This window comes from Streptomyces sp. YIM 98790, assembly GCF_011421595.1.
Taxonomy (GTDB): Bacteria; Actinomycetota; Actinomycetes; order Streptomycetales; family Streptomycetaceae; genus Streptomyces.
On record NZ_WTLH01000071.1, the window covers coordinates 15,929 to 28,489 of the forward strand.

The following is a 12,561-nucleotide window of genomic DNA, read 5'->3' on the forward strand; positions in this document are numbered from 1 at the left end:
GTGCACGAAGTCCTGGACTCCGCCGCCGAGGTCTCCTCCGCCACCGCCCTCGCCCGGCGGTTCTCCGCCCGGGACCACGTGGTGCGGGCGGCGCGGGAGCAGGCCACGCTGCGGATCATCGCGGTCTCGTTCTTCGCGCCGGCCGCCGATGGGACCTTCGACGCGGTGCGCGCGCCGGCCGGGCCGTGCCATCGTGGTGCCATGGCCATCGACGTTCGCCCGGCCTCGGAGTTCGAGGACGTCCGCAAGGTGCTCGGCCCCAGGTCGCCCGGGGCCGACGTCTGCTGGTGCCTCAGCTACCGGATTCCCTCCGGGCTCAACAAGGAACTCCGCGGTCCGGCCCGCGGCGAGTACGTCGCCGGGCTCTGCCGGGCCGAGCCGGCTCCGGGAGTTCTCGCCTACGACGAGGACGAGCCGGTGGGCTGGGCCGCCGTGGCACCGCGTGCGGAGACCTCGTTCGCCCGCAGCCGGAAGATCCCGCACGTCGACGACCTGCCGGTCTGGTCGCTGTGGTGCATCCGGGTACGCCCCGGTCACCGGAAGAAGGGCATCTCGCACGCCCTCATCGCCGGCGCGGTCCGCTTCGCCCGTGCCCACGGCGCGCCGGCCGTCGAGGCCTACCCGCTGGACAGCGGCGACGCCCGGGTCGACCTGACGATGGCGTACCCCGGGCTCCGGAAGAACTTCGAGCGCGCCGGGTTCACCCGGGCCGCCGCCACCGCCTCGGTGCTGGCCGGCCATCCCCGCGTGCTGATGCGGCTCGACCTGCGCTGACGGCCGGCGGCCGGCGCTCCGGCCGGCCAGACCGGTCAGGAATGGAGAAGCACGGCCCCCGGGGCCGTGGCTAGCGTGACGGCCATGGACATCACGATTCACGCGGCCTTCCTCCCGCACGAGGGTCCCGAGACCGCCCCGGCCCGCTGCCGCGACACCCTCGGTTCCGGGACCCGCAACGGCGTGGGGCACGGCACGATGCGCTGGATCACGGCCGGCCCCGCCGGCCGCCCCGGCACGTCCGTCCAGCAGCTGCGCTGAGCCGTCCGCCTGTCCGGCCGGGTCCGGCGGTGCCGGCCCGGCCGGCACCGCCGATCAGGCAGACAGTGAGACCGTCGCGCCATGACCCGGCGACGGGAACAGACCAGACATACCGCTCGGAGCCGGGCGGACCGCGCCGGGCGGACCGCCCGAGAGAGGGAGAACCACAGCATGGCCACGAGGACGGACCCGCAGCCGCCCGCACCGCACGTTGCCGACAGCCACGATGTGATCCGCGTGCACGGCGCGCGCGAGAACAACCTCAAGGACGTCAGCGTCGAGATCCCCAAGCGCCGGCTGACGGTGTTCACCGGCGTCTCCGGCTCGGGAAAGAGCTCGCTGGTGTTCGGCACCATCGCCGCGGAGTCGCAGCGGCTGATCAACGAGACCTACAGCGCCTTCGTGCAGGGCTTCATGCCGACGCTGGCACGGCCCGAGGTCGACGTCCTGGACGGGCTGACCACCGCGATCATCGTCGACCAGGAGCGGATGGGTGCCGACCCCCGCTCCACGGTCGGCACCGCCACCGATGCCAACGCCATGCTGCGCATTCTGTTCAGCCGGCTCGGGCAGCCGCACATCGGCTCGCCCGGCGCGTTCTCCTTCAACGTCCCCTCGGTCCGGGCGAGCGGTGCGATCACCGTCGAACGCGGTGACAGCAAGGCCGTGCGGCAGTCCTTCACCCGCATCGGCGGCATGTGCCCGCGGTGCGAGGGCCGCGGCACGGTCTCCGACATCGACCTCACCCAGCTGTACGACGCCTCCAAGTCGCTGGCCGAGGGGGCGATCACCGTGCCCGGCTACAAGGCGGACGGCTGGTCGGTGCGGATCTTCACCGAGTCCGGCTTCCTCGACCCGGACAAGCCGGTCCGCGACTACACCGAGGCCGAGCTGCACGACTTCCTGCACCGCGAGCCGACCAAGGTGAAGGTCAGCGGCGTCAACCTCACCTACGAGGGGCTGGTCCCGCGGGTGCGGAAATCGCTCCTCGCCAAGGACCGGGAGGCGATGCAGCCGCACATCCGGGCGTTCGTGGACCGGGCGGTCACCTTCACGGCCTGCCCCGACTGCGACGGCACCCGGCTCAGCGAGGCGGCCCGGTCGTCGCGGATCCGGGGCATCAGCATCGCCGACGCCTGCGCGATGCAGATCAGCGACCTGGCCGCGTGGGTCCGCGGGCTGGAGGAGCCCGCCCCGGGCGCGTCCGAGCCGGAATTCCCCATGGTCGCGCCGCTGCTCGCCGCGCTGCGGCAGACACTGGACTCCTTCGTGGAGATCGGGCTGGGCTACCTCTCCCTCGACCGGCCCTCGGGCACCCTGTCGGGCGGCGAGGCCCAGCGCACCAAGATGATCCGCCACCTCGGCTCCTCGCTCACCGATGTCACCTACGTCTTCGACGAGCCGACCATCGGCCTGCACCCCCATGACATCCAGCGGATGAACACCCTGCTGCTGCAGCTGCGGGACAAGGGCAACACGGTGCTGGTCGTGGAGCACAAGCCGGAGACCATCGCGATCGCCGACCACGTCGTGGACCTCGGGCCCGGTGCCGGCACGGCGGGCGGCACGGTCTGTTTCGAGGGCACCGTCGAGGGGCTGCGCGGCAGCGGCACCGTCACCGGCCGCCATCTGGACGACCGGGCCGCCCTCAAGGAGAAGGTGCGGACGCCCACCGGGGCGCTGGAGATCCGCGGTGCGTCGGCGAACAACCTGCGCGCTGTCGATGTCGACATCCCGCTCGGGGTGCTGGTCGTCGTCACCGGCGTCGCCGGGTCGGGCAAGAGCTCGCTGGTGCACGGGTCGGTCCCGGCCGGCGCGGGTGTGGTGTCGGTCGGCCAGGGCGCCATCCGCGGCTCGCGGCGGAGCAACCCGGCGACGTACACCGGGCTGCTGGACCCGATCCGCAAGGCGTTCGCGAAGGCCAACGGCGTGAAGCCGTCGCTGTTCAGCGCCAACTCCGAGGGCGCCTGCCCCAACTGCAACGGCGCCGGTGTCGTCTACACCGATCTGGGGATGATGGCCGGAGTGGCCACCACCTGCGAGGAGTGCGAGGGGAAGCGGTTCGAGGCATCGGTGCTGGAACACCGCCTCGGCGGCCGCGACATCAGCGAGGTGCTGGCGATGCCGGTGGCCGAGGCCGCGGAGTTCTTCGGCACCGGTGAGGCGCGCACCCCGGCCGCGCGCACCATCCTGGGGCGGCTCGCCGATGTCGGGCTCGGCTACCTCACCCTCGGCCAGCCGCTGACCACGCTGTCCGGCGGCGAGCGGCAGCGGCTCAAGCTGGCCACCCACATGGGCGAGAAGGGCGGCGTCTACGTCCTGGACGAGCCGACCACCGGCCTCCACCTCGCCGACATCGAGCAGCTCCTCGGGCTGCTCGACCGGCTCGTCGACTCCGGCAAGTCGGTCATCGTCATCGAGCACCACCAGGCGGTCATGGCGCACGCCGACTGGATCATCGACCTCGGCCCGGGTGCCGGGCACGACGGCGGCCGGATCGTCTTCGAGGGGACCCCGGCCGATCTCGTCGCCGGCCGCTCCACCCTCACCGGCGAGCACCTCGCGGCCTACGTCGGCGGCTGACCGCGGCGGCCCCGGCGGCGGAGCCGGGGCGGCTGTGCCGCCCCGGGGGCCGCCGGGTGCCGGGCTCTCGCCCCTGCGGGGACCGCACCGCACGGCGGCCCCCCGCAGGGTTGCTCAGCGGTGGAGCGCCGCGACGGCGGTCAGGTCGTCGTCGCCGTGCCCGACGGCGCCGGCCCGCTCATACCCGGCCAGGGCGGCGCGGGTCAGCGGCGCATCGCCGCCGAGTTCCCCGGCGAGCGCGGTGAGGTAGCCCAGGTCCTTCGCGGCCAGCCGCACCGGGAAGCGCGGCGCGAAGTCCCCCGCGGTCATGGCGTCCGCCGCGCGGGCGGCGGCCGGGCTGGTCACCGGCAGACCGGTGAGGACGCGGACCGTTTCGGCGGGATCGAGGCCCGCACGGCGGGCGATGCCGAGCAGTTCCGCCATGGCGGCGACCTGGGTGCCCAGGGACGCGTTCACGATCAGCTTCAGGACGGCGGCGGTGCCGTGGTCACCGACGTGGTGGATGCCTGCCGCGCTGTTCTCCAGCACACCGCGCGCGTCGGCGAGGACGCCGGCCGGGCCGCCGACGAGGTGGACCAGCGCCCGTGCCTCGGCCTGAGGGCGGGACCCGACCATCGGCGCCTCCAGGAATCTGATGCCGCGCCGGCCGGCCGCCGCGGCCAGCCTCCGGATCCAGCCCGGGGACAGCGTGCCGGCCTCGATGGCCAGGGTGCCGGGCGCCGCGCCGGCCAGTACCCCGGTGCCGCGGTCGAGCCACACGGACTCGGAGGCCCTGTCGTCGGAGACCACCACGAGCACGACATCGGCCCGGGCAGCGGCCTCCGCGGGGCAGGGCGCCGCGGACGCTCCCGCGGCGGCCAGCTCCCGCACCGGTTCCGGCGACCTGTTCGCCACCACGACCGGATAGCCGCCGGCGCACAGGTTGCGTGCCAGACGCGCCCCCATCGCACCGAGCCCGATCACGGCGACGCGGGGCAGCCGCCCGCTCACCGGCCTTCTCCGGAGAACGCCCGCTCGAACCCCTTGGGATCGGTCCACCACAGCGCCGACATCTTCTCGGAGGTGGGATCCGGGAAGATGTCGGTGCGGCCGGCCGCGACGCCCTCCGCGATCGCCTCCGCGACCAGGCGCGGCGCGGTCTTGGGCACGTCGTCGAACCCGGCGAGCATGTCGGTGTCCATCCCGCCGGGATACACGCCGTGCACGGCGATGCCGCGGGCGCCCAGCCCCGGGCGGATGGACTGGGTGAAGGAGTGCAGCGCCGCCTTGGAGGCGGCGTAGCCGGCCATCGGCGGCGTGCCGGCCAGGGCGAGCAGCGAGAGCACGTTGACCACGGCGCCGCCGCCGGCGCCCTCGATGACCGGGGCGAAGGCACGGATGAGGTCGACGGTGCCGGTGTAGTTGGTGGCCATCTCACCGGCGAGCTCGTCGCGGCCGGCGGTGAACGGGTCGGCGAAGCGGGCCGTGCCCGCGTTGTTCACCAGCAGGGTGACGTCCGGGGCCTGGGCGACGGCGGCGGTGATGTCCTCGGGCGAGGTCAGGTCGAGCCGGACGGGGACCACCCGCTCGTGCAGTCCGGTCAGGGAGGCGGTGTCGCGCGCCGCCGCGTAGACCCGCCGCGCGCCGCGCGCCAGCAGGGTGCCGGCCAGGGCGCGGCCCAGACCGCGGTTCGCGCCGGTCACCAGGGCGACCGAGTTGTTGATGTCCATGCCCGGAACGCTAGAGAGACCGGCTGTTATCCGTCCAATAGGAAATCGGGCTCCTGTGATTTGCCGTTTCTCTCAGTGCCGAGTCCCAGGACGATCTCGCGCAGCAGCGCCGCGCCCGGGTGGCCGCTGCCCGCCACCCTGACCGGGCCGGTCACCAGGTGCGGCGCGGCACCGCGGAGCGGCCGGAACACCACCCCGGAACGGGTCAGACTGCGCGCGACGGACCGCGCCACGAACGCCACGCCCGTCCCCGCGGCGACCAGGGCCAGAATCGTCTGCAGCCCGGTGGCCTCATGGGCCACCCGGGGCGCGAAGCCGGCCGTCACGCAGGCGTCGGTGTACCGGTCATAGGTCTGCGGCTCCAGATCGCGCGGGAACAGCACGAACGCCTCCTGCGCCAGATCGGACAGCGCGACCGTCTCCCCGGCCGCCAGCCGGTGACCGGCCGGCAGGGCGATGCCCACGGGGTCTTCGAGCACCGGAGTGGCCTCCAGCCCGCTGCGCGGGTCCACCGGCAGGTGCACCAGGCCCAGATCCAGCTGCCCCTGCTGCAACAGCCTCACCTGCTCGGCGCTCTTGCGCTCCTCGACCCGCACCTGCAGCTCCGGGTAGCGCACCCGCGCCTCCCGCAGGACCGCGGGCAGCAGGCTGTACAGCGCGGTGCCCACGAACCCGACACGGACCGTGGCCAGTTCGCCCCGTGCCACGCGCCCGCCGTCGTCCACCACCCGGTGCGCCTCCCCCAGCAGCCGGCGGGCGCCGGCGAGCAGCACCTCGCCCGCGGGCGTCAGCCGCACCCCGCGGCGGTTGCGCGCGAGCACCTGGTATCCCAGGGCGTCCTCCAGCGCCCTGACCCGGTAGCTCAGGCCCGGCTGGCTCAGATGCAGCCGGGCCGCGGCCCGGCCGAAATGCAGTTCCTCGGCCACCACGGCGAACAGCCGCAGATCCCCGAGGTCGACCGCGGGCCTTCCGTTGTCTGCTCCCGGCATCCTTGCCGGACCTCCTGTCCTCTCCCCGGCGGCCCGGCACCCCGGCGGTGACCGGCCGCTCCGCCCGGACGGCCACGGCATCCGGCGACGCCGCCCCGCCGGCAGCGGGGCCGGGTCTCAGCGGCCGGGGCCGGACGCGGCGGACGGTGTCCGCTCCCCGGCGCGGTCGGTGATCCAGTGGGCGGCGAAGCGGTCGACGAGCTCCGCCCCGGACAGCTCCGCGCCGAACCGCTCCCGCGGGGCCGGCGGCGGGCCCTCGGCCAGGGCGGCCCGCTGACGCCGCGTCATCCGGATCACGCAGACCAGGCCGACCAGTGCCCAGCACAGCAGCAGGACGGAGGAGGCCAGCAGAGGGGGCACGGCACCCTCCAGTTCGGCCACGGCCGGGGGTTCCTGGCGGGCAAGCCGGCCCAGCGCCTGCCCCTCCTGCTCCCACCATTGCCACCAGCCGGACACACCCGTCGCCACGCCCGCCGCCCACAGCACCGCCCACAGCGCGAGGAGCCGTCCGCGGTCCGCCCGGCCGGCGGCGCCGCGCGGCGCCGAGGCCCGCCACACGCCGCGCAGGGTCAGCATCGGCATGGCCAGGCGGGCGGCGGGCAGCAGGGAGAGCGGCAGCCGGCGGGGGTAGCCGTCGTGCACCCGGCCTGGCGAGAGGAGCTCCGCGAGGCGCCGGGTGCTCCCCGTCCAGGCCAGGCAGAGGGCCAGCGCGGCGACCAGGAGCAGCAGCAGCGGCCAGGCGGTGTCCCGGACCGCGTCCATCACCGCCGCGTCCTGTGCCAGCACGGCCTCCCGGGCACGGTCGGTCTCCTCGCGCAGGGCCAGGTACTCCTCGACCGGCATGCCGGCGGTGTCCGCCGGCATCCCGGGCAGCACGGGCTGCGACGCCGCCTGCTCCAGGGCCCGCCGCAGCGCCAGCAGCGCCGGCAGGACCGCTGCCGCGCAGGCGGCGAGCAGTACGGACAGGACCGCGGCCAGGCGCGCGGCGGTGCGTCCGTCACCATGGCGGCGGCAGCCTGCGCAGGTGCCGCGGGCGGCGTCGGCCGGTTCCGTACGGCAGTACCAGCAGACCGTTGTCCCGTTCATCGGCGCCTCCCCCGTGAGTGGCCAGTGCGGTGGCTCCCACGGTATCCCGTGCCCGTCCCGGGCGGTATGCCCTTTCCGGCCGGGCGGGGCGGCCGGGCGGGCGGGGCCGCCGGCGGTGAGCTGACGGAGCGTTGCTTGACAGGGCGGAGAGCCGCGGCGAGGGTTTGGGAGCGCTCCCAAGAACCGAGGTGCGGAGCGCCCGCAGGGAAGGCGTGGGGTTCGATGTCTGGTGTAGGCGGTTCCGGCCGGCCCGTGGGGTGGGGAATTCTGGCCACCGGAGGGATGGCGGCGGCGTTCACCGAGGATCTGCTGCGGGTGGAGGGCGCCCGGGTGGCGGCGGTGGGTTCCCGCACCCGGGAGTCGGCCCGGCGGTTCGCCGGGCGGTTCGGCATCGGCCGGGCGTACGGCAGCTGGCAGGAGCTGGCACGGGATCCCGGGGTGGACGTGGTCTACGTGGCCACGCCGCACGCGGCCCACCGGGCGGCGGCGCTGGCCTGCATGGCCGAGGGGAAGGCGGTGCTGTGCGAGAAGCCGCTGGCACTCAACCTGGCCCAGGCACGGGAGCTGGTCACCGCCGCCCGGGAGCGGCGGGTGTTCCTGATGGAGGCGATGTGGACGCTGGTCCATCCGGTGATCCGCCGCCTGAAGGAGCTGGTGGACGCGGGTGCGATCGGCGAGGTGCGCTCGGTGCAGGCCGAGTTCGGGTTCGCCGTGCCGGAGGACGCCGGGCACCGGCTGTTCGATCCGGCAGCGGGCGGCGGAGCACTGCTGGACGTGGGGACCTATCCGGTGTGGTTCGCGCATCTGCTGCTGGGGGCGCCGGACGAGATCACGGCATGGTCGGACCCGGCCAAGACCGGGGTGGACCGCACCACCGGGATGCTCCTGGGGTACCGCGGCGGCGCGATGGCGGTGCTCTCCTGCTCGCTGGCGGCGCAGCAGGGCCAGCGGGCCGCGGTGCACGGCACGGAGGGCTGGATCGAGATCGGGGCGGACTTCTACCGCCCGGCCGGGCTTGTGCTGCACCGGACGGGGCGGGAGCCGGAGGCGGTGACCGGGCCGCCGCCCGAGGGCCACGGGTACGGGCACCAGGCGCGCGAGGTCATGCGCTGCCTGCGGCAGGGCCGTACCGAGTCGGAGCTGGTGCCGCTGGACGGCACCCTGGCGGTGATGGGGACGCTGGACGAGGTGCGCCGCCGCATCGGTCTGCGGTACCCGGGCGAGTAGCCGGCCGGCCGCGGTTTTGCGCGCGGACCCGGGGGGATTCGGGCGGTATGTCGTCACTGACTGAATCTCTGCGCGGCGCGGCCGCCGAATCCTTCCGCGGCGCGGCCGGGGTGCTGCGCGCGGTCGCGCCCGATCCGGACCGCCCGGGACGGGTGATGGCCACGGTGGACGGGCTGGAGCACGCGCGCGCGATGGATCCCGTACTGGACGGCCTGCGCCGCGGTGTGCGGGCGCTGCCGCTGGGCGGCGCCCGGGACGCGCTGCACGGACGCTGGCTGGGGCATCCGCTGCATCCGGCGCTGGTACAGGTCCCGCTGGGTGCCTGGTCCTCGGCCGCGGTGCTGGACCTGCTGCCCGGGAAGCGGCGGTCGGCCGGGACGCTGGTGGCGCTCGGCCTGGCCGGGGCGGCGCCGTCGGCGGTCGCGGGCTGGGTGGACTGGGCGGAGCTGCCCGCACCGCACCGGAGAGTGGGGGCCGTCCATGCCGCCGCCAATGCCACGGCGGTGATCTGCTACTCGATGTCGCTGGCGGCCCGGCTGCGGGGCCGGGGCATCCGGGGCCGGCTGTGGGGTTTCGCGGGCCTGGCCGCGGTCGGCGCCGGCGGCGCGCTCGGCGGGCACCTGGCCTACCGGCAGGGCGCCGCGGTCAATCATGCCGAGGCGGTGTCCCGGGTGGCCGGGAGCGGCTGGCAGGAGCTGGGCGCGGTGGCGGACTTCCCGGTCGGGCAGGCGGTCCGGCGCCGGGTCGGCGAGGTGCCGGTGATGGTGGTGCGGGAGACCGGCGGGCAGATCCGGGTGCTGGCCGACCGGTGCAGCCACATGGCCGGACCGCTGTCCGAGGGCGAACTGTCCGGCGGATGCGTGCGGTGTCCCTGGCACGGCAGCGTGTTCCGGCTGGCGGACGGCTGGAACGTGTCGGGTCCGGCGACGGCTCCGCAGCCGGTGTTCGACACGCGGGTGGCCGACGGGCGGCTTCAGGCCCGGGCACGGCAGGCGCCGCATGACCGGGTGACCGGGTGACCGGGTGACCGCATCACCGCATAACCGCACGGGGACCGGTTACCCGGAGCGGCGTGGCCGGCCCCGGCCGGGACCGGGGCGGCCGGACAACCGAACCGAGGAGGTGACTGCGGTGAAGGTGGCATTTCTGGTGGCGCCGGAGGGCGTGGAGCAGGTCGAGCTGACCAGCCCCTGGCAGGCGGTGCAGGACGCGGGCGGGACCCCGCGGCTGGTGTCCACCCGCGGCGGGCAGGTACAGGCGTTCAACCATCTGGACCGGGCGGACACGTTCCCGGTGGACCAGACGGTCGCCGAGGCCACGGCCGGCGAGTACGACGCGCTGGTGCTGCCCGGCGGGGTGGCCAATCCGGACTTCCTGCGCACGGACCGGGGCGCGGTGGACTTCGTGCGGGAGATGTGCCGCGCGGGCCGGCCGGTGGCGGTGATCTGCCACGGGCCGTGGACGCTGGTGGAGGCCGACGTGGTGCGCGGACGCACCCTGACGTCGTGGCCCAGTCTGCAGACCGACATCCGCAACGCCGGCGGGAACTGGGTCGACCAGGAGGTCGCACTCTGCCGGGAGGGGCCTGCGGTGTTCGTCAGCAGCCGGAAGCCGGCGGATCTGCCGGCCTTCAACCGGGCGATGCTGGAGCAGTTCTCCCGGGTGGCCGCCTGAGTCCGGCCGCCCTGGCCCGGCCGGCGTTCAGCCGGAGCGCGTGGCACGCAGCAGGGCGGCGCACAGGGTCAGGCCGGGGCCGAAGGCCAGGGCGACCACGGGTGCGCCGTCCGGCAGTGCGCCGCCCGCCAGCAGGTCGCGGAGGACGAGCAGCACGGTCGGCGAGGAGCAGTTGCCGTGCTCGCGCAGCACGGTGCGGGAGGGGGCCAGTGCCGCGGGGGGCAGGCCGAGTTCGTCCTGGACGGTGTCCAGGATCAGCGGGCCGCCGGGGTGGACGGCCCAGCCGGCCACGTCCGCCGGCTTCAGCCGGTGGCGGGTGAGCAGCTCCTCGGTGACCGGACGCACATGCTTGGCGAGGATGTCCGGAACCTCGGGCGACAGGCCCATGCGGAAACCGAGGTCGGTGATCCGCCAGGTCATCAGCGCACTGGTGGCGGGGTCGGTGTGGGCGGCCAGGTCCACCAGTTCCAGGGCCCGCCGGCCGGGCGGCGGCTGTGCCGGGCCGGGGCCGGCGGGTTCCAGGACGACGGCCGCGGCGGCGTCCCCGAACAGGGCGTGCACCACGACCTGCTGGGGGTCGTCGGTGGGCGGCTGCAGGTGCAGCGAGGGAAGTTCCAGGCACAGCACCACGGCCGGCCGCCGGCGGGCGGTGACGAAGTCGGCGGCGCTGCCCAGGGCGGGCAGCGCCGCGTAGCAGCCCATGTGGCCGACGAGCAGGCGGCGGGCGTCGGCGGGCAGGCCGAGCGAGCCGGCCAGCCGGATGTCCAGGCCGGGGGTGTCGTAGCCGGTGCAGGAGGCGACGGTGAGCAGGCCGATCTCGTCGGCGGCCCGGCCGGCCGCGCGCAGGGCCGCGGCCACGGCGCGGTGGCCCAGTTCCGGGGCCTCCCGGGCGTAGCGGAGCATCCGGTCGGCGGTGGACCAGTGGGTGGCCGGTTCGGTGAGCGGGCTGACCGCGGTGTGCCGGCGCCGCACGCCGGTGTTGTGGAAGACCCGGCGGGCGATGCGGCTGCCGCCGAAGTGGTGGCGGAAGAAGCCGTCCCACAGGGCGTCCTGGTGCACCGGCGGGGGCAGGGCGGTGCCGACCCCGGTGAGGACGGCGGTCACCATCGGGGGGCCTCCCCGTCGTGTTCGGGGTCGCCGCCCAGGGCGGCGATGCCGAGCCAGTCGGCGCACACGTCGGAGGTGGCGGGCTGGAGGGCGCCGCAGCGGGCGTCGCGGTAGAGGCGCTCCAGGGGGTGACCGCGCCGGGTGGCGGAGGCTCCGGCGGCCTCCAGGGCCGAGGAGGCCACGGCGGCGGCGGTGTCGCCGGCGGTGAGCTTGGCGCGCCAGACCCAGCGGTTGGTTGCGGGTTCGCCGGGCTGTTCGGTGACCCGCCGGGCGGCTTCGTCGACGGTCAGCCGGGCCGCGGCGACCGCGGCGTCGGCGCGGCCGAGGCGGGCCCGCACCGCGGGGAGGGTGTGCAGCCCTCGTTCGCGCAGATGGGCGGCGGCGGTGTCGAGGGCGGCGCGGGCGACGCCGGCATAGACGGCGGCGTAGGAGGCGACCAGCCACTGGGGCATGACCTGGGCCATGGGCAGGGCGATTCCCTCGATGCCGCCGAGCAGGGCCTCGGCCGGGACCTCGGTGTCCAGGTGCAGGTCGTGGCTGCCGGTGGCGCGCATGCCGAGGGAGTCCCAGACCGGGTCGACGCGCACCCCGTCGCCCGCGGGGACGAGGAAGTACGACACGCGGGGTTCGTCGGCGGTGCGGTCGCGGGCGGCGACGAGGTAGGCGTCGGCGTGGCCGGCGCCGGAGACGAAGCTCTTGGTGCCGGTGATGCGGTAGCCGTGCTCGGTGCGGCGGTAGGCGGTGGTGAGACGGGAGAGCCGGGAGCCGGCGCCGCGTTCGCTCATGGCGACGGCGTACAGGGCGCCCTCGGCGGCCCGCCGCAGCATCCGGTCGCGGGCGCTGAAGAAGCTGTCGGGGGCGCCGAGCTCGCGGGCGAGGTCGTCGGGGGTGTGGGCGAGCGCCCCGGTGACGGAGGCGTGCATGTTGTAGATCAGCGCGGTGGCGCCGGCACCGGCGGCGAGTTCGGCGGCCACGGCGGTGTAGTCGGCGAAGCCGGCGCCGGTGCCGCCGAGGCGGGTGGGCACCAGCAGGCCGAGCAGTCCGGCGGCGCGCAGGTCGGCGAAGTCGGCGGCGGGGAAGGTGCCGGCGGTGTCGTGCCCAGCGGCGCGGGCGGCCAGGCGGGGGGCGAGGTCCCGGGCGCGGGCCAGGGC

Annotated in this window: 11 protein-coding genes and 1 pseudogene; 6 read left to right on the forward strand and 6 right to left on the reverse strand. The window is 75.4% G+C overall.

Annotated features, from left to right (window positions below; translation table 11 throughout):
• Positions 1 to 201: 201 nt before the first annotated feature.
• From GQS09_RS14140 to GQS09_RS14150, 3 genes and pseudogenes are all read left to right on the forward strand, one after another.
• Positions 202 to 774 carry a GNAT family N-acetyltransferase gene (locus GQS09_RS14140; protein WP_165986417.1) on the forward strand — a complete coding sequence of 191 codons (573 nt, stop codon included), beginning with the start codon at positions 202 to 204 and terminating at the stop codon, positions 772 to 774.
• Positions 775 to 858: 84 nt separating this feature from the next.
• A pseudogene (locus tag GQS09_RS14145) lies at positions 859 to 1,020 on the forward strand (VOC family protein); the annotation flags it as partial.
• Positions 1,021 to 1,206: 186 nt separating this feature from the next.
• Positions 1,207 to 3,618: an excinuclease ABC subunit UvrA gene (locus GQS09_RS14150; RefSeq protein WP_165986409.1), complete on the forward strand. Its 2,412-nt coding sequence runs from the start codon at positions 1,207 to 1,209 to the stop codon at positions 3,616 to 3,618.
• A 114-nt stretch (positions 3,619 to 3,732) separates the two neighbouring features.
• Here the strand turns inward: GQS09_RS14150 and GQS09_RS14155 are convergent, their stop codons facing one another.
• The 4 genes from GQS09_RS14155 to GQS09_RS14170 form a co-directional block, all read right to left on the reverse strand.
• Entirely contained in the window at positions 3,733 to 4,608 is an 876-nt protein-coding gene (locus GQS09_RS14155) for an NAD(P)-dependent oxidoreductase (protein ID WP_207957817.1), read from the reverse strand.
• Positions 4,605 to 5,327, reverse strand: coding sequence for an SDR family oxidoreductase (locus GQS09_RS14160; RefSeq protein ID WP_165986410.1), 723 nt, complete (start codon positions 5,325 to 5,327; stop codon positions 4,605 to 4,607). Before GQS09_RS14160 ends, GQS09_RS14155 begins: the two co-directional genes overlap by 4 nt.
• Positions 5,328 to 5,353: 26 nt before the next feature.
• Positions 5,354 to 6,316, reverse strand: coding sequence for a LysR family transcriptional regulator (locus GQS09_RS14165; protein ID WP_165986411.1), 963 nt, complete (start codon positions 6,314 to 6,316; stop codon positions 5,354 to 5,356).
• 117 nt (positions 6,317 to 6,433) lie between these two features.
• Entirely contained in the window at positions 6,434 to 7,402 is a 969-nt protein-coding gene (locus GQS09_RS14170; protein WP_165986412.1) for a hypothetical protein, read from the reverse strand.
• A gap of 222 nt (positions 7,403 to 7,624) precedes the next feature.
• Between GQS09_RS14170 and GQS09_RS14175 the strand changes: the two genes are divergently transcribed.
• The 3 genes from GQS09_RS14175 (at position 7,625) to GQS09_RS14185 (ending at position 10,303) form a co-directional block, all read left to right on the forward strand.
• Complete coding sequence (locus GQS09_RS14175) at positions 7,625 to 8,629, forward strand: Gfo/Idh/MocA family protein (protein ID WP_165986413.1); 1,005 nt, start codon at positions 7,625 to 7,627, stop codon at positions 8,627 to 8,629.
• A gap of 155 nt (positions 8,630 to 8,784) precedes the next feature.
• Positions 8,785 to 9,648, forward strand: coding sequence for a Rieske (2Fe-2S) protein (locus GQS09_RS14180; RefSeq protein WP_165986419.1), 864 nt, complete (start codon positions 8,785 to 8,787; stop codon positions 9,646 to 9,648).
• Between the two features lie 112 nt (positions 9,649 to 9,760).
• Positions 9,761 to 10,303, forward strand: coding sequence for a type 1 glutamine amidotransferase domain-containing protein (locus GQS09_RS14185; RefSeq protein WP_165986414.1), 543 nt, complete (start codon positions 9,761 to 9,763; stop codon positions 10,301 to 10,303).
• Positions 10,304 to 10,330: 27 nt separating this feature from the next.
• Here the strand turns inward: GQS09_RS14185 and GQS09_RS14190 are convergent, their stop codons facing one another.
• The gene (locus GQS09_RS14190; RefSeq protein ID WP_165986415.1) at positions 10,331 to 11,410 is read right to left on the reverse strand and encodes a type III polyketide synthase; all 1,080 of its coding nucleotides are present in this window, start codon (positions 11,408 to 11,410) and stop codon (positions 10,331 to 10,333) included.
• A partial coding sequence (locus GQS09_RS14195) for an acyl-CoA dehydrogenase family protein (RefSeq protein ID WP_207957818.1) occupies positions 11,404 to 12,561 on the reverse strand: 1,158 nt, incomplete at its 5' end. The genes GQS09_RS14195 and GQS09_RS14190, both read right to left, overlap by 7 nt.